This window comes from Gluconobacter cadivus (assembly GCF_015244745.1).
In the GTDB taxonomy this organism is placed as follows: Bacteria; Pseudomonadota; Alphaproteobacteria; order Acetobacterales; family Acetobacteraceae; genus Gluconobacter; species Gluconobacter cadivus.
The window spans coordinates 238820-254556 of the sequence record NZ_JABCQI010000001.1 but is presented as its reverse complement, the minus strand read 5'-3'; the positions used below and the strand labels follow the sequence as shown (position 1 = coordinate 254556).

The 15737-nt window shown below is 61.3% G+C and carries 16 protein-coding genes; 7 read left to right on the top strand and 9 right to left on the bottom strand.

The window, feature by feature from the left end; translation table 11 throughout:
• Positions 1 to 14: 14 nt before the first annotated feature.
• The 3 genes from murJ to HKD28_RS01155 all read right to left on the bottom strand — a co-directional run bounded on the left by murJ (position 15) and on the right by HKD28_RS01155 (position 2494).
• Positions 15 to 1571: a murein biosynthesis integral membrane protein MurJ gene (murJ, locus tag HKD28_RS01165; RefSeq protein WP_194266540.1), complete on the bottom strand. Its 1557-nt coding sequence runs from the start codon at positions 1569 to 1571 to the stop codon at positions 15 to 17.
• Between the two features lie 76 nt (positions 1572 to 1647).
• Positions 1648 to 1893, bottom strand: coding sequence for a hypothetical protein (locus HKD28_RS01160; protein ID WP_194266539.1), 246 nt, complete (start codon positions 1891 to 1893; stop codon positions 1648 to 1650).
• A 106-nt stretch (positions 1894 to 1999) separates the two neighbouring features.
• Positions 2000 to 2494, bottom strand: coding sequence for a glutathione peroxidase (locus tag HKD28_RS01155; RefSeq protein ID WP_194266538.1), 495 nt, complete (start codon positions 2492 to 2494; stop codon positions 2000 to 2002).
• Positions 2495 to 2665: 171 nt separating this feature from the next.
• Between HKD28_RS01155 and HKD28_RS01150 the strand changes: the two genes are divergently transcribed.
• Positions 2666 to 3847, top strand: coding sequence for a NupC/NupG family nucleoside CNT transporter (locus HKD28_RS01150; RefSeq protein WP_207728823.1), 1182 nt, complete (start codon positions 2666 to 2668; stop codon positions 3845 to 3847).
• Between the two features lie 97 nt (positions 3848 to 3944).
• Complete coding sequence (gene sodC, locus HKD28_RS01145) at positions 3945 to 4469, top strand: superoxide dismutase[Cu-Zn] (protein WP_194266536.1); 525 nt, start codon at positions 3945 to 3947, stop codon at positions 4467 to 4469.
• Between the two features lie 9 nt (positions 4470 to 4478).
• Here the strand turns inward: sodC and HKD28_RS01140 are convergent, their stop codons facing one another.
• The 5 genes from HKD28_RS01140 to tsaD are packed head-to-tail and all read right to left on the bottom strand — an operon-like array spanning position 4479 to position 10426.
• The gene (locus tag HKD28_RS01140; protein ID WP_194266788.1) at positions 4479 to 5453 is read right to left on the bottom strand and encodes an NAD(P)H-dependent glycerol-3-phosphate dehydrogenase; all 975 of its coding nucleotides are present in this window, start codon (positions 5451 to 5453) and stop codon (positions 4479 to 4481) included.
• A gap of 2 nt (positions 5454 to 5455) precedes the next feature.
• Positions 5456 to 6295: a 23S rRNA (adenine(2030)-N(6))-methyltransferase RlmJ gene (locus tag HKD28_RS01135; RefSeq protein ID WP_194266535.1), complete on the bottom strand. Its 840-nt coding sequence runs from the start codon at positions 6293 to 6295 to the stop codon at positions 5456 to 5458.
• Complete coding sequence (locus HKD28_RS01130; RefSeq protein WP_194266534.1) at positions 6292 to 8970, bottom strand: DUF4132 domain-containing protein; 2679 nt, start codon at positions 8968 to 8970, stop codon at positions 6292 to 6294. Before HKD28_RS01130 ends, HKD28_RS01135 begins: the two co-directional genes overlap by 4 nt.
• Before the next feature lies 1 nt (position 8971).
• A complete protein-coding gene (locus tag HKD28_RS01125) occupies positions 8972 to 9328 on the bottom strand; it encodes a hypothetical protein (RefSeq protein WP_194266533.1) in 357 nt (118 codons plus the stop codon).
• Between the two features lie 12 nt (positions 9329 to 9340).
• Complete coding sequence (tsaD, locus tag HKD28_RS01120; protein WP_194266532.1) at positions 9341 to 10426, bottom strand: tRNA (adenosine(37)-N6)-threonylcarbamoyltransferase complex transferase subunit TsaD; 1086 nt, start codon at positions 10424 to 10426, stop codon at positions 9341 to 9343.
• A gap of 66 nt (positions 10427 to 10492) precedes the next feature.
• Here tsaD and hemC point away from each other — a divergent pair, with 66 nt between their 5' ends.
• Both hemC and HKD28_RS01110 read left to right on the top strand, forming a co-directional pair.
• Positions 10493 to 11542: a hydroxymethylbilane synthase gene (hemC, locus tag HKD28_RS01115; protein WP_194261663.1), complete on the top strand. Its 1050-nt coding sequence runs from the start codon at positions 10493 to 10495 to the stop codon at positions 11540 to 11542.
• 26 nt (positions 11543 to 11568) lie between these two features.
• Positions 11569 to 12216 (top strand): uroporphyrinogen-III synthase, encoded by a 648-nt coding sequence (locus HKD28_RS01110; RefSeq protein ID WP_328748603.1) that lies wholly within the window; start codon positions 11569 to 11571, stop codon positions 12214 to 12216.
• Between the two features lie 2 nt (positions 12217 to 12218).
• On the opposite strand, the gene secB is transcribed toward HKD28_RS01110, so the two are convergent.
• The gene (secB, locus tag HKD28_RS01105) at positions 12219 to 12740 is read right to left on the bottom strand and encodes a protein-export chaperone SecB (protein WP_062033330.1); all 522 of its coding nucleotides are present in this window, start codon (positions 12738 to 12740) and stop codon (positions 12219 to 12221) included.
• Positions 12741 to 12948: 208 nt separating this feature from the next.
• Between secB and HKD28_RS01100 the strand changes: the two genes are divergently transcribed.
• Genes HKD28_RS01100 through HKD28_RS01090 form a run of 3 tightly spaced genes read left to right on the top strand, consistent with a single transcriptional unit; the run spans position 12949 to position 15737 of the window.
• Positions 12949 to 13743 (top strand): Tim44/TimA family putative adaptor protein, encoded by a 795-nt coding sequence (locus HKD28_RS01100; RefSeq protein ID WP_194266531.1) that lies wholly within the window; start codon positions 12949 to 12951, stop codon positions 13741 to 13743.
• 36 nt (positions 13744 to 13779) lie between these two features.
• Entirely contained in the window at positions 13780 to 14922 is a 1143-nt protein-coding gene (gene mltA / locus HKD28_RS01095; RefSeq protein WP_194266530.1) for a murein transglycosylase A, read from the top strand.
• Positions 14919 to 15737, top strand: a complete 819-nt coding sequence (locus HKD28_RS01090) for a DNA-methyltransferase (protein ID WP_077802466.1) — start codon at positions 14919 to 14921, stop codon at positions 15735 to 15737. The genes mltA and HKD28_RS01090 overlap by 4 nt, the downstream gene beginning before the upstream one ends.

The following is a 15737-nucleotide window of genomic DNA, read 5'->3' as shown; positions in this document are numbered from 1 at the left end:
CCGGCAGGGCGGGGTCAGCGGGTGCGTCTGCGGTTCAGGCGTGACTGGAAAGCCACGGCGACGTCACGCAGGCGCACCACCTTCAAGGCATCGAGCGTCATGACATAGACCAGCATGCCGAAGATAATCAGAGCCATGAGCATGCTGAAGCGCCACACGCCATGCCAGGAAGGCAGGTCGGGCGCTGCGAGTTTTTCTGAAGCCGCGACCCAGAGCGCCATCATGACGGCGGCCCCCATAATGCGGAGCGCGCGGCCTTTGAGGAGCGGGTCTGCGATGAACAGTCCGCGCCGGTGCAGAATGATGGCGAGGAGGGTGCAGTTGGCGAAAGCGGCAATCGTGCTGGCCAGCGGCGGCCCGATATGGCCCAGCGGGCGATACAGCAGCAGGTTGAGGACAAGGTTCAGCCCCAGTGTGAAGAAACCGATACGGACGGGCGTGACGGTGTCGCCTTCCGCGAAAAAGGCCGGGGAGAGAACCTTGATGAGAACGAAGGCAGGCAGGCCGAGCGCATAGGCCTGAAGGCACTGGCCGGAAAGGAGAGCATCTGCGACGGTGAAATGACCGTAACTGAAAAGAGCGGCCATGATGGGGAAGGCGAGGACGATCATGCCAATCATGGCCGGCAGGGTCAGCAGCAGCGTGTAGTCGATGGCGCGGTTGACGCTGGAATGAACGGCGGCACGGTCGTTATTGGCGATATGGCGGGTCAGGAGCGGCAGGAGGGCTGTTCCCGCCGCCGAGCCCAGAACGCCGAGGGGAAGCTGGTTGATACGGTCCGCGAAATACAGGATCGAAGGCGTTCCCACAGGCAGGTGGGTTGCGATGATCATGTCCACGGTCAGGTTGATCTGCGTGACGCCGGAGCCGACAAGGCCCGGCCCCATGCGGCGCAAAAGCGCCCGCATGTCTGCCGACAGGCTGGGCCATGTCAGATGTGGTCCCATCCCTGCGCGATGGGCAGCCCAGTAGAGAGCGCCAAACTGCACGATGCCTGAGAGCGTCACGCCCCAGGCACTCACGACGGCCGTATTGTGCCAGACCAGAGCGCCGAGGAGAATCGCCGCGATGCCGATGATGTTGAAGGTGACGTACGCAGCGGCTGCGGCAGTGAATTTCCCAAGCCCGTTGAGAATGCCCGAAACGAGAGCCGCGCCGCAGATCAGGAGCATGTAAGGGAAAGTGATTCGTGAAAGGTGCACCGCGATTTCGAAACGGGTGCCGGTGAGGCCCGAACCGATGAAGCTCACAACCAGCGGCATGAAAATTTCGGCAAGGATCGTCAGCAGCGCAAGCCACAGCATCAGGCCGGAAAGCGCCTGACCGGCGAAGCGCAGCGCGGGCTGCGGGCCTTTTGTTTCGTAACGCTCGGTGAACATCGGCACGAACGCCGCGTTGAACGCGCCTTCGCCGAAAAGACGCCGGAACATGTTGGGCAGCCTCAGCGCGATCAGGTAGGCGTCCTGAACGGGGCCGGCACCAAGGAACGCGGCGAGAAGCTGGTCACGAACGAGGCCGAGGACACGCGAAAGCATGGTCCAGCTGCCGACTGTCAGGAAATTGCGAAGCATTTCCTGATCCTAGCCTATCATTCAGCGCCGCGACATATGCTCCGTGACAGGAAAAACACGCCGTGGCGGATCGGCCTCAGCGCAGGATCGTTTCGCGGTTGTACGGGGTCGTCGTGGTGCGCTGCGAGGGGGCCATGCTCGGGCGGACGGCAGCAAGACCGATGCAGAGAAGCGTGACTTCCAGCATCAGCATGGCGCTGGCCCAGAAAATACCGGACAGGCCAAGGAAAGTCGTGACGTGATGGGCCACGGCCGGGGTCAGGGCGCCAAGAGCCGCAACCACCAGAAGAGGCAGGATCGGACGGAGTACTGAGTCCTTCATAACGAATCTCCTGTCACATTTCTGACTTGAACTGTGACGGATTTCGATACGGATATTCAAGGAAAAAAGACGATAGCCCACATCTCTCCTGTGTGAGGGCAGCCCGTCAGTTGCTCAGGATAACCCTGCGGATGGCTTCCTCGACCCGGTTGGAGGCCGGTTTGGCCAGCGGGGTGAACCAGTTCGCAAGATTGCCGTCGCGGTCGATCAGGTATTTGTAGAAATTCCAGCGTGGGCGGGCGAGGAAGCCGCCCTGCTTATCAAGCCACTGAAAAATCGGCGTAATTTCAGGGCCGCGGACATGCTGTTTGGCTGTCATGGGAAAAGAAACGCCGTAGTTGCGGTAACAGAAAGTCTTGATATCTGCCGCAGAGCCGGGTTCCTGCTCGCCGAAATCGTTTGACGGAATACCAATGACCATCAGACCATCCGATGTGTCGCGGCCATAACGGGACCAGACATGCTGGAGGTCTTCATATTGCGGGGTGAAGCCGCATTTTGAAGCCGTGTTGACAATCAGCAGTGGTCGTCCGCGATAGGTCGAAAGGTCGATCGTATCGCCGGACAGGCCGGGGAGGCTGAAATCATAGGCACAGGTCATGGGGCGTTTCCCTATCAGTCGGGCGGCATCCTAGCGGGTCAGGCGCGTGCAGGCGAGAGAGGAGGGGTGGACAGAACGTGACATGATGGACAGGTTCAGATCGTTTCAGGTTCAGTTCTACCTGTTTTTCATGAGGAGTTTGCCTGAGTGATCCTGCGCGTCCTTTTCGGCATGGCCGGGCTTCTGTTTCTGGGGGCGCTCCTGTCTACCAACCGCCGGGCCATCGACTGGGCTCTGGTGGGGCGGGCCCTGCTGTTGCAGGTGCTGATTGCGGCGGTCGTGCTGTGGATTCCGGCAGGCGCACATGGACTGCATGTCGTGTCCGATGCGGTGACGAAGGTTCTGTCCTTCGGGGATGTGGGCAGTGCGTTTCTGTTTGGTGGTCTTGTTGGCCCGAAAATGGATGGATTGTTCGGCAATGGCGGCTTCGTTTTTGCGCTGAAGGTGCTGCCGGAGATCGTCTATGTCGCTGCACTTCTCGGGCTTTTACAGCACTGGGGCGTGTTGCAGTTCCTCTCGAAGCTGATTGGTGGAGCGCTCTCGCGGATCCTGGGAACGACAGGGCTGGAATCGTTTGCAGCGGTGCTGACGATCTTTCTGGGGCAGAGCGAGATACCGATCGCGCTTCAGACCTGTCTTGCAGAAATGTCGGAGGGAGAACTGGCGACGGTTCTGTGCAGTGGAACGTCGTCCATCGCGGGGTCGGTGCTGGCGGGATATGCGTCATTGGGTGTGCCGATGGAGAACCTGCTGGCGGCGTCTTTCATGGCTATCCCGGGCGGCTTGCTGTTTTCACGCATTCTGTTTCCGGGGCCGCGCCGCTCTGGCGCGCAGATTGCGGGGGCGGATCACGGGCATCACAGCATGTTTGAGGCCATCGCCGATGGTGCGATGAATGGTGCGAAGATCGCGGTGGCGGTGGGGTCTGTTCTGATTGCCTTCGTGGGGCTGATTGCGTTGGCAAATGGGCTTCTCGGTGCGGTCGGGCTGTCGTTGTCGTGGATTCTGGGCATGGTCTTTGCGCCCTTTGCCTGGCTGCTTGGCGTGCCGTGGAGCGAGTGTGTCGTGGCGGGGGGGCTGTTGGGGCAGAAGATCGCATTCAATGAGTTCGTGGCCTATGTGAACCTGTCGCCGCTGATCCATGCCCATGCGCTGTCTCAGCGGACAATCACGATCCTGTCCTTTGCCCTGTGCGGATTTGCGAATATTTCGACGATCGGCATTCTTATTGGTGCGTTCGGAAGTGCGGAGCCGCGTCGGCGGACGGATGTGGCGTCGCTTGCGGTGCGAGCCGTTGTGGCGGGAACGCTGTCCAATGCGATGAGCGCGGTCATTGCAGGGCTGTTCGTCTGATTTTCGGCAGATCACGAATCTCTGATCGGAAGATTTGCCTTACCTGAGTTAAGATGAGAATAGTTATCATCTGACTTTACAAAGACTGTGAGTGCCCATGCGTCGTTCCGGATTTCTGACCCTTCTTCTGGCCTCCGCCATAGCCATCCCTTCTCTGGCCTGTGCGGCAGACAGTGTTTCGGGAGAACTGAAAGGGACGGATGGCGCGTCTCATGGAATCGTGACCGTGACGGATGCGCCAAAGGGCGTTCTGCTGCGCCTTCAGGTGCAGGGGCTGACGCCGGGATGGCACGGCATCCATTTTCATGAAAAGGGCAATTGCGCGGCCCCGAAATTCACCAGTGCAGGCGCGCATGTTCATGCGACAACGCCGGTGGTGCATGGTCTGCTGAAAGCGGATGCGAATGACGCCGGTGATCTGCCGAATCTGTATGTCGCACCAGACGGGACCGCGACGGTAGAGCTTTATTCCACACTGGTTTCGCTGAAGGGTGGCAAAGCCCTGCCTGCGCTGATGGATGCCGACGGCGCATCTGTGGTGGTGCATGCCAAGCCGGATGATTATCAGACCCAGCCGATTGGCGGTTCGGGAGACCGGGTAGCCTGCGCCGTTCTTCACTAAGGCGCGGCGTTATTCCCGGGTCGGGGGGCGGTCCAGCAGAAGATGACGCGCTTCCTCGATCGAAACGCCTTCGTTGAGGAGACGGGTGACGGTCTCGATAATCGGCACCCGCACGTTGTGTTTGCGGGCGAGCGCGAGCATGGCGGGCGCGGTCAGAACGCCTTCCGCAACTGTCGTGCGTGAAGCGAGAATATCCGCGAGCGGACGACCTTCACCGAGTTCGAGCCCAACACTGTAGTTGCGTGAACCGCGACCAGTGCAGGTCAGAATAAGATCCCCCATGCCCGAGAGGCCCGCAAGCGTGCTGGCACGCCCTCCAATGGCTTCGGCGAGGCGGCCGATTTCAGCCACCGCGCGGGTGATAAGAGCAGCGCGGGCGTTTTCGCCCAGTCCAGCGCCGATCGTGATGCCTGCGCCGATAGCAATGACGTTCTTGGCGGCTCCTGCAAGCTGAACGCCGGCGGCGTCATCGCTGGCATAAAGACGAAAGCTGGATGTGTTGAGGAGCGCCGTGAGGGTCTGTGCAAGCGCAAGGTCCGCGCAGGCCAGCGTTGCGGCGGCAGGGAGGCCCCTGGCGATTTCGATGGCGAAATTCGGACCGGAAAGGACACCTGTCGGACGGTTCGGCATGGTCTGGGCCAGTACATCGAGCGGCAGGAGGGCGGTGGCCTGTTCCAGCCCCTTGCAGCAGGTCACGACCGGAACGGCCGGGTCGAGCACGGTCTGAAGCCGCGTTGAGACATCGCGGGCGGTCTGCATCGGGGTTACGAGCAACACGACATCGGCGGTGCGCGGGAAATCACCGGTAATGGTGACGGTGTCGGGCAGGGTGATGTCAGGCAAACGCGGCAGGGTGCGGGTTCCGGGCGGGACCGGGTTTCGCATCCAGAGCGTGACGTCCGCGCCGGTAGCCGCCATGGCGCAGGCGAGCGCGGTTCCCCAGGCTCCAGCGCCGATGACGGCGATATGCGGACGTCTGCTCATCATTATTCCTCTGCCAGCCGTTCGATCGTGATCTTGATATCTTCTGCGTCCGGAGAATGCAGGCTGACAGCAAGGGCTTCAAGAATATTGCGCGCCTCGTCCTCGAAGCCGAACGGGGCGTTGACGACCAGCAGACCACAACCGTTCAGGCGGGACGGATCGACAGGCGGATGCAGCAGAAACTCGCAGGCGAGCATATCCCGGATGCCCGCGTCCTGAAGGGCCGTATAGAAGGCGCGGACAGGTGTACGGTGCTTGATCGGGTACCAGACGGCGACGATGCCGGCGCGGAAACGATTGCGGATCAGGGCGATGGCCTCTGCACAGCGCGCGAAATCGTCCGGTTTTTCAAACGGCGGATCAATGAGAATGAGGCCGCGCTTGAAATCCTTTGGCGGCAGGAGCGCGCGCAGGGCCTCGTAACCGTCACGGTGATGAACGGCGGCCTGCGGGTCCGCATGGAAGAGGCGGCGAAGGGGCCGGACGTCTTCGGGGTGCAGTTCGCAGGCGATGAGCTGGTCTTGCGGACGCAGTTCGGCACGAGCGAAGGCCGGGGAGCCGGGGTAGCGATGCCGGTCCTGCACGTTGGGGCGGACGGCGTTGAGATAATCCGCAAGTGGTGCTGCGGTCGGACTGTTCAGAAGCTGGCCGATGCCTGCGCGCCATTCGCCAGTTTTTTCAGCTTCTTCGGACGTCAGATCGTACCGGCCGCATCCGGCATGGGTGTCGAGGACGAGAAAACCTGCGGGTTTCCGCTTGAGCGCCTTGATGAGCGCCAGAAGCAGAGCATGCTTCATGCAGTCGGCGAAGTTTCCGGCGTGATAGATGTGACGGTAGTTCAAGATGTTTGTTCCGGGGTGGATGCGGGGAACTGCCGGAGGATGACGGGATCGGTAATTTTGTCATCGGTGGCAAGAAGGAAGAGTTTCGATAGGATGACCGAGAGGGTTTGGTCGTCGTCGAAAGGCAGGGCGATGCTGGATTTCTTTTTGCGAATGTCAGGTACGATGCAGATATAGCGCTGGTCGGGATCGAGGAAGATGTTTCCCGTTCCGATATGGATCTTATAACTGTGCAGGACGCCGCGGACGTGAACATGCGTGTCGGTAAGTTCGAGGCGGTCCGCGATGGTAAGACGGGGGAGGAGCCGTTCGAGCGTCTCGTAGCGGATGCGGGCGCGGCCGTTGAGGGATGTGGTTTCGTCCTGCTTCCATATGGCGAGATCACTCAGGCGGCGCCATTCGCCGATAGAACGGCCCTCCGCTCCGTCAAGATAGGTGACTTCGAGGCCGATGGAGGCCACGCTGACGAAGAGATCCAGATCCCGCATGACTTCCGAAAAGATCAGCGATGGGACGTCTTCGAGCGCTACGGTGTCCTTGCCAATGGTGAGTTTCTTACCGCCGTCCTGGCGCCAGGAGCCGTTGTCCGTGACGGTGCGAAACTGGACACGGTCGGTGAGGATATGGGTGAACGTTCCGTGATGGAAAGCGGCCTGACCATCGACGCCGGCAGTCCAGATTTCGGCATGCAGACCAGCGGAGGGAATAGTCAGGCTGGTGGGGGCGCCCTCGCTTGAGGGCATGTGCATGCTCAAGGTGCGCACGCGCCAGCCACGCTGGCGGCCGAGTTCGACGGACTGTGCCTGACGCAGGACCTGCCTTGCGTAGCGGAGGGAGGCCGGGGATGTGGCGCGTTCGGCATCGGTCAGGACATATGTTTCGCGCCAGGCCTGACGGATGGGCTGGATGAGGGCGATGGCTTCCAGCGTGTCGCGCCACTGGTTGACGAGGGCCATATCGGCGTCCAGCGGGTGCCAGAGAGTAATGGTTTCGTCGTCGCGCAGGGGAGCGGTCGGGGTGCCGTCTGGGGCGGTGGGTACGCCGTTTGGAAAGAGGACGGTACGCTGGGCGCCGTCAGGCGCGGTGAGGGTCCAGATCTGGCGATGGGCAAGCCAAGACAGGACGGGATGGGCCAGATAGTTCGTGCGGAAGCGTTCGGTGGTCCAGCGTTCCTGTGTGATCCAGGAGCGTTCGAGGCGCAGGCGGTGGGCCTGCATTTCCTTTGTCAGGTCGCGGGCTTCTTCTTTGAGTTTTTCATAGACGCGAATGGTTTTGAGTTCTGTGCGGATAGCAGAAGGGACCGGGCGCAGTTCGGTGCCGTCGGCGTAGAACAGTGTGACCGTCCCGGCCCCGTTGGTTTTGAGGGACAGCGTTGTGGTCAGGTTGTTGGGAAGCGGGACGGTCCGTTCATGATGGTCGTCGAGGTCGTGAGTGTAGGCGGAGCGTTCTTCGAGTTCGGTGATGCTAGTGCCGGATTTGCGGGCGGAGTCGGCGAGGGCAGCGTTAATCTGACCGAGCATCATGGAATGACGGGTCTTCTGGCGCAGGGCGATTTGTTCGTTGATGGCGTCGCGGTCTGCGGTAATGCCCAGGGCGCGGATGATGCGATTGAACTCGAAGACTTTCTCGTTCTTCTGGCAGTTTTTTGCCAGTGTGCTGAGGAGTTGCACATCTTCAGGCTTGCCACTGACAGCGACGAGCCAGAGGCAGCCGCACAGGATTTTATTGAGCTTGAGCAGTTCCGTTGGAGGGCGTTTGCCAAGGTTTTGTAGTCCCAGTGCCGCAGTGTCCATTCGCCAGAGGGTCTCTTGTTCCGGTATGAAAGCGTCTGGCTTGGCGATTAGTTCGTAGGCCGCTTCCCGAACGGAGCCTGTGGCCTTGATGCGGTTGTTTGCATGCAGGATGAGGATGGGAAGAATGGTTGCCCGATAGAGCGGACCGTCGATCCAGCGACCGTCCGCCGTATCGAAATCGCGAAGAATAGTACGGGCCAGGGTCAAAACGTCCTGTCCGTCAGGGGCGGCGAGAATGGCAGCTCGGTCGTGCAGGGTTCTGACCGAGGGTGTAACATTATCGGGGGTGGAGAGGCGATCAAAGACGGGATCGTCCACATTGCTCGGATACAGGGTCAGGCGAATGATGTACTGGCGGATGAGGCGGAACGCCCCAGGGCGTTCGACCGGAACCCGGACATAATCTGCTCGGGCCTGGGCTAGCCATTTCAGATCTATGATGCGCTGTGATTCGGTATTCACGGACGGGGCTGGACCCGAGCCGAATATTTCGAATCGGGTCCAGTAGGAATGGCGTTTCACCAGTGGAATGGGGGCGTCGGGATCAAGGGTTTCACGAGAGAGACGCTCGAGCCATTTTGGAGATGCAGGGCGCGGTGCTGTGCCCATCGTCTCGGGTAGGAAATAGGCGGCGAGAGGGATGTTATCGCTCTGGTACTGGTTGGCATGCTCCCTAAAGGCGTAGCCTTTGTAGTCGCATCTCTGCTGTTCGTAGAGTTCGACCCATTTTTTTCTGGCGTCTTCGAAAACCGTAGGGCAGCGGGAACGCATCAGGGCGCGCCACTCAATGAAGGCCTGTTCCATGTCGCCGACTTTTGACAGGAGGCGATAGAGCGGACCACCGGGCAGGGAGGCGACAAGCACTGGATCACGCTGCTGCATCTCAGCCTCCGACCAGCGGGATGAGGCGCATAAAGGTGATGGTCATGTCCGGGCTGAGGGTGATGCCGTCATCCAGATGCGGGATCTGATGGTCATTGATGATGACCAGATAGGCCCGGCGTTCAAAAGCCTTCAGGGCATGGTCGATGGCGGCTTCCACGGTTTCGATACAGGGTGCGCCCTGCGGAACGAGGGCGGTTTCTTCGTTCTCTGTTTTGCCGCCGTTGTCCCATTCGAGACGGACGCGTTCTGCGATCAGGTCCCGCACGCGCAGATGTCTGCGGGCTTTCCAGTCAAAGCGCAGGGCGGGTCTGCTGATGCCGGTTCCGGTCTCGTCGCGGATGAGGATGGCGGTCATGAGGCTTCCTGTTCAGGCGTGAGCGGGAGTGCGTTCAGAGAGCGGCCAGCGGGGGCGGGCGGCGGTGTCGATGTCGTTGGGTGTTTCGCCTGCATGAAGACGCTCAAGCGCAGCCCACGCAACCATCACCGCATTATCCGTACACAGCCGCAGGGGCGGAGCGAAGAAAGGGATGCCGTGATTGGCGGCGACCTGTTCGAGCGCATGACGCAGGGTTTTGTTGGCCGCCACGCCACCTGCTACGACGAGCGCCGTGGCATTCGGGCTGAGGGCAAGAGCATGCTCGGCACGATCAGCCATCACATCCGCGACGGCGCGCTGGAAGGAGGCGGCGACGTCTGCGGCGAACTGGCGCGGAAGGGCATTGCGCGTTCCGGTCGGATCCTGCGTGTCGATCAGGCGGCTGACAGCGGTTTTCAGGCCCGAAAAAGAGAAATCGCAGCCTTCGCGGCCTTTGAGCGGACGGGGAAGTGCATAGGCATCGTCCCGGCCTTCGGTGGCAAGTTTTTCCAGCGCAGGGCCGCCGGGCCAGCCAAGACCAAGCATCTTGGCCACCTTGTCGAAGGCTTCACCGGCGGCATCGTCGATCGTACCGCCTAGGCGGACATAGTGGCCCGTCTGTTCGACCGACACGCACTGGCAATGACCACCTGAGACGAGCATCGTCAGGTAGGGAAAGTGAAGCTCCGCTCCGAGACTGGGGAGTCGGGGCGTGAGAATATGGGCTTCGATATGGTTCACGGCCATGAAAGGACGCTTCAGCGCCATGGCCAGTCCCTTGGCGTAGGAACTGCCAACAATCAGGCCGCCAATCAGGCCCGGACCGGTCGTGCCAGCGAAAATATCAATCTCTGCGAGCGTCAGAGAGGCTTTTTTCAGGACTTCCGCCACCAGAGCGGGCAGCGCGTCCAGATGCGCACGGGCCGCGATTTCCGGGACGACGCCACCAAGAATGGCATGATCGATCTGGGACAGCACGCTTTCGGCCAGAATGGTGCCGTCATAAGCGAGAATGGCGCAGGCCGTATCGTCGCAGGACGTCTCGATTGCGAGAAGGGGACGCGCAGGTGTGGGAGAATGAGTAACGGGGGCTGACATCCCCTTATTATGGCCGAGTCTGTCATATCATGACAGTCCCGTGTGAATGGGCTAAAGCTGCCGTTCATGAATGCTCCCGTCCTGCCTTCCGATGCGCTCCAGCGAGTTGCAGCGGAAGCCGTCCGCCGTTCCCATGCCGCTGAGCCGCCGACTGGCCGCAAGCTCCCTCTTCGTGTCGGGTCGCGGGCATCGCCGCTGGCGCTGGTCCAGACGCGCAATTTTCTGACGCGTCTGACGCGCTTCTGCCCGGTCCTGCGCGACATGGGCGCGTTTCAGGAATACCAGATCAGCACAGAAGGCGACCGCAATCAGGTTCAGCGTCTGGCAGAAATTGGCGGTAAGGGACTGTTCGCTAAGGAAATCCACGAGGCACTGGTGGCAGGGCGGATTGATTTTGCCGTGCACAGCCTCAAGGATCTGGAAACCAATCTGCCGCCGGGCCTCGTGCTGGCCTGCACGCTCAAGCGTGAGGACGCGCGCGATGCGCTGATCCTGCGGGACCGGACCGTAAAGATCGATCCCGAACGCCCGTATGACTGCTTGCCCGAAGGCGCGCTGATCGGATGTGCGTCCGTGCGGCGTCAGGCGCAGATGCTGCATGTCCGTCCCGATCTGCGGTTCGGGCTGCTGCGGGGCAACGTGCAGACGCGACTGGACAAGCTGCGGGCCGGAGCGTGCGATGCGACGCTTCTGGCGCTGGCAGGGCTGCGTCGTCTGGGCATGGAAGATCGTGTGGATGTGGTGTTCGAGCCGCATCAGATGCTCCCGGCCTCGGGTCAGGGCATCGTGGGCGTGACGGTTCGTGAGAGCGATCTGGAACTGCGCGAACTGCTGTCCGCGATCGAAGATCCGGAAGCCCGGGCCGTTTCGACAGCAGAGCGCGCGCTTCTGGCGGAGCTTGATGGCTCCTGCCGGACGCCGATCGGCGGCTATGCCCGCATCGAGAAGGGCGTGTTGAAGCTGACGGGCATGATTGCAAGCGAGGACGGGACGTTCCTGTTGCAGCGCCACATCGAAGGCGCGCCGCTCGAAGCCGCCCGTATGGGAACGGAACTTGCGGACGAACTGCGTCGTGATACGCCGTCCAACATTTTCGAAGACATGAGGCGTCCCTGACGCTTCTCTCGGACCGCGTCGTTCTGGTGACCCGGCCGGAGCCCGGACTACCCGCTACCATGGCGGAAGTCGGGGCGCTGGGCTGGCAGGCGATAGCGTGTCCGATGCTGGACATCACTGCGCTGGCGCCGGTTGCTCCTGAAAACTTCCGCGCAGTTCTGGTGACAAGCGCGAATGCGCTGCCTGCGTTGCGGGACTGGCCGAGGGATCGGCCGCTCTTTGCCGTGGGTGCACAGACGGCGGCGCGGGCGCGTCAGGCCGGGTTCATCCATGTTGAAGCGGCAGACGGAGATGCCCGGGCTTTGACCGCATTCTGCCGGATGCGGGGCATTACGGGCGCGGATGTGCTTTTGGCTAGCGGCGAAGGCTACGGTCTGGATCTGGCGAGAGATCTGGAGGTGCAGCGGGCGGAAGTTTACGCAGTCAGCAAGTGTATGACGTTGCCGGATGATGCGGCGGCGGCTCTGCGGGAGCGACGAGTCGAAGCTGTGCTGCTGTATTCCGGGAAAACGGCGGAAGCGTTTCGAGGAGCACTTGGGGCCGAAGACGTGACGGCACTGTCTGCCGTGCGGGCGCTCTGTCTGTCAGAGGCCATAGCTGCGCGCCTGAACCATAAGGAATGGCGCGCGGTGATGTGGCCCGATCCGCTAAAGCAGCTCGGGCCAGTTACCTGAGATCAGGCTTCGCCGGCGGGCTCCGGGAACTGCTGGGCGCGCTTGGCCTGCCACAGGGCCACGAAGTCGATCGGCTGAAGCACGACGGGCGGGAAGCCGCCGTCACGCGTGACATCGCTGACGATGGCGCGGACATACGGGAAAATCAGGCGCGGAACTTCAACCAGCAGGATCGGCTCGACCAGCTCCTGCGGCGGGTTGGTCAGTGTCACAACGGCAGCATAGGTCAGTTCGGCGATGAACACCGTACGACCGGCCTGCCCACCTTCCTGTGCAGGCGGTTCAGCGGCTTCGGCGCGGACGGCCAGAGCGACTTCATAGACAGCCTGGTCTTCTTCCAGGCGGTTGGCCTGGACGTCGATGTTGACGGAAATCTGCGGGGCAGAGCGCAGCGTTGCGAAAATGGACGCGCCAGCCGGAACTTCGAAGGAAAGATCCTTCGTATATTGCAGGTTGATGGCGAGCGGCATTGCCGGCACGTTTTCCTGACCCATCACGGTGTTGTCGGCGGTGTTCTCTGACATGCGGTCTCCGGTTCCGCAGGGGCAAACCCCATGGCGGACATCGATTGAAACGATTGCGATCCCTCGGCGGTAGCATGATGTCTGCTGAACGCCAAGACACGCTTCTGGCCGACAGATGGTTGAGATCAGAGGGATTGCACCCTATCTGTAGGGCAACGGATCTTTAAACCGGGCACTGCAAAGTCCGGACAGTGAGAAACAGAGCTTCATGTCTTCTGACGACATTCACCTCCCCGCAGGCCTCATGGCACATGCTGGCCATTCTTTCCCCTGGGACCTCGTGGTCTTGTTCGTGCTCGCAGTAGTGCTGGGTGTGAGGCTGTACCGTGTGCTCGGCCGTCGCGTCGGAATGCAGGGTGTGCGGCAGGAACGTCCGGGCGGTGGCCGGTTCGGTTTCGGACCGCAGAAGGGCGCTGCTCCTGATGCAACGCGTCCAGGCGCGCCGCCTCCGCTCCCGGGACAGGCTTCGGGCAAGGGCGATAACGGTGCGTTCGCCGCCACAGTGCCGGATGTGGACTATGAAATTCCCGCACCCGTAACCCGTGTCGGTGGCGTTCTGGCTGAAATTGGAACGACTTTCCCCGGCTTCTCACCCTCAGGTTTTCTGAAAGACGCTGAAGACACGTTCCGGCAGGTCGTTCCAGCCTTCGCAGTCGGGGACCGTGCCGCGCTTGAAAAACTACTGACGCCCGCTGCGCTGGAGAGCTTTTCGGCTGCGATCGACGCGCGGACGCAGGCTGGTGAGACACAGCGGAGTGATCTTCGCGGCGTTGAAAGCCTCTCCATTCTGGATGCGATGCTGGTGTCTGCGGACGACGGGCAGCGGACAGGCCGAATCGAGGTGCGGATCGTATCACGGCAGGTAAATATCCTGACCGATCGTCAGGGCGAGCCCGTGGTCGGAACCGAAGCCGTCACCGAGTTCCATGATCTGTGGCTGTTCGAGCGTGTGGCAGGACAATCCGATGCACAATGGCGTCTCGCAGCGTCCTGCCCGGCCTGATCGTTATTTTTTCTGTTCGAGTTTTCTGCCTGTCCGATGAAAAAACTGCTGACTCTGCTGACTCTCGGTGTGTTGTGCGGCTGTACGCCGCAAGAGGTGCCGTCGTCATTTTCGCTTTCTCCCGTAGGATATGATTCGCTTGCCGGATGGGGGCAGGAGGATTTTGCATCGCTGATGCCGCTGCTTCGGGAGGAGTGCCATCGACTGGCACAGTTGCCGCCTGAGACGCTTCTTGGCGGAAGCGACGCCATCAGTTACGGGCGCCATGCTGCCGATTGGAGCAATGCCTGTACGGCGCTGGCGACGGCAACGGACGCCAGAACATATCTCGAAACATGGTTCCAGCCTTACGAGACCGGCACTGAAGCTTTCTATACCGGTTATTTCGAGCCACAGATCCCTGCGTCCCTGACACGTGGCGGGGAGTATCAGACGCCGGTCTATGGCCGTCCGCATGATCTCGTCCGGGCGAAGGCGACCAATGGCCAGATGGTCAGCGGTCGATGGGTGAACGGACAGTTCGCACCCTATTACGACCGGGCCGCGATTGATGGCGGCGCACTGGAAGGGCAGGGGCTTGAGGTCGCCTGGCTGAAAAACCCGATCGATCTGTCGTTTTTGCAGATTCAGGGCTCAGGGCGGTTGATCCTGCCGGATGGCGGACAGGTGCGTGTGAGCTATGACGGGCGCAACGGGCAGGCTTATGTGCCGCTGGGGCGTGTGCTTGTGCAGCAGGGCGAACTGCCTGCGGATGGTGTCAGCATGGACAGCATCCGGAACTGGCTGGAAACCCACCCGGACCAGATGATGTCTGTGCTGGAGCGCAATCCGAACTATGTCTTTTTCCGTCGTGACGACGGTAATCTGGCGCAGGGGCCGAAAGGCGCGTTTGGGACGCCGCTGACGGCTGGACGTTCCGTGGCGATTGACCGGTCTCTGGTGCCATTTGCGATGCCGCTCTGGATCGAAACGAAGTTGCCCTATGGCGCGGGCCAGCCCGCGACCTGGGATCATCTGGTGTTCGCGCAGGATATCGGGACGGATATCAAAGGTGCGGGACGCGCCGATCTGTTCACAGGGTGGGGTGCGAGCGCGCAGTCCATCGCTGGGAACCTGCATGCACATGGCCGGATGGTGCTGTTTCTGCCGCGCCCACCTGCGGATTCCGGGGCGCAATGATCCGCAGTCGCCGGGAAAAACTCGGTGTTCATACGCTGATCCGGGGAGACTGCACGACGGTTCTCAAGCGGATGCCGTCGCAGAGCGTGGACGTGGTGGTGACGTCGCCGCCCTATAATCTGGGTGTGTCGTACCGGACATATCAGGACCGGCTGCCGGAAGACGCGTATCTGGACTGGCTGGAGGATGTCTGCACCAGTTTGTGTCGTGTGATGAAAGATGATGGGTCGTTTTTCCTGAATATTGCAGGATCGTCGTCCCAGCCCTGGCTGCCGTTCGAGCTGATGACGCGGCTGCGCAAGCTGTTCGTGCTCCAGAACCACATCACCTGGATCAAGTCGATTTCGGTCGGTGAGATCACCTACGGACATTTCAAGCCACTGAATTCTGCGCGTTTCGTCAACCGCAACCATGAGCATGTGTTCCATCTGACCAAGACGGGAAACGTGCCTGTGCAGCGGCTGGATGCGGGTGTGCCGTTTACGGACAAGAGCAATATCGTGCGGCGGCAGCACATTACGGACCGGCGTTGCCGGGGCGATACATGGTTTATTCCCTACGAGACCGTGCGCAGCCGCAAGGAGAAGTTCAGCCATCCGGGGACGTTCCCGGTGGCGCTTCCCGAAGCCTGCATCCGGCTGCACGGGCTGCGGCCCGGTGGCGTGTTGCTGGACCCGTTTATGGGCTCCGGGACGACGCTGGTGGCGGCGGAGCGGATGGGGTGTGTGGGGATCGGGATTGATACCGATACGTCTTATGTGAACGTGGCGCGCAAGAGGGTGCGGGCTGCGATCGATCACGAGGACGAAGATTAA

Coding starts and splice junctions, on each gene's coding strand:
- murJ (WP_194266540.1), bottom strand. CDS start 1,571: ATGCTTCGCAATTTCCTGACAGTCGGCAGCTGGACCATGCTTTCGCGT.
- HKD28_RS01160 (WP_194266539.1), bottom strand. CDS start 1,893: ATGAAGGACTCAGTACTCCGTCCGATCCTGCCTCTTCTGGTGGTTGCG.
- HKD28_RS01155 (WP_194266538.1), bottom strand. CDS start 2,494: ATGACCTGTGCCTATGATTTCAGCCTCCCCGGCCTGTCCGGCGATACG.
- HKD28_RS01150 (WP_207728823.1), top strand. CDS start 2,666: ATGGCCGGGCTTCTGTTTCTGGGGGCGCTCCTGTCTACCAACCGCCGG.
- sodC (WP_194266536.1), top strand. CDS start 3,945: ATGCGTCGTTCCGGATTTCTGACCCTTCTTCTGGCCTCCGCCATAGCC.
- HKD28_RS01140 (WP_194266788.1), bottom strand. CDS start 5,453: ATGAGCAGACGTCCGCATATCGCCGTCATCGGCGCTGGAGCCTGGGGA.
- HKD28_RS01130 (WP_194266534.1), bottom strand. CDS start 8,970: ATGCAGCAGCGTGATCCAGTGCTTGTCGCCTCCCTGCCCGGTGGTCCG.
- HKD28_RS01125 (WP_194266533.1), bottom strand. CDS start 9,328: ATGACCGCCATCCTCATCCGCGACGAGACCGGAACCGGCATCAGCAGA.
- tsaD (WP_194266532.1), bottom strand. CDS start 10,426: ATGTCAGCCCCCGTTACTCATTCTCCCACACCTGCGCGTCCCCTTCTC.
- hemC (WP_194261663.1), top strand. CDS start 10,493: ATGAATGCTCCCGTCCTGCCTTCCGATGCGCTCCAGCGAGTTGCAGCG.
- secB (WP_062033330.1), bottom strand. CDS start 12,740: ATGTCAGAGAACACCGCCGACAACACCGTGATGGGTCAGGAAAACGTG.
- HKD28_RS01100 (WP_194266531.1), top strand. CDS start 12,949: ATGTCTTCTGACGACATTCACCTCCCCGCAGGCCTCATGGCACATGCT.
- mltA (WP_194266530.1), top strand. CDS start 13,780: ATGAAAAAACTGCTGACTCTGCTGACTCTCGGTGTGTTGTGCGGCTGT.
- HKD28_RS01090 (WP_077802466.1), top strand. CDS start 14,919: ATGATCCGCAGTCGCCGGGAAAAACTCGGTGTTCATACGCTGATCCGG.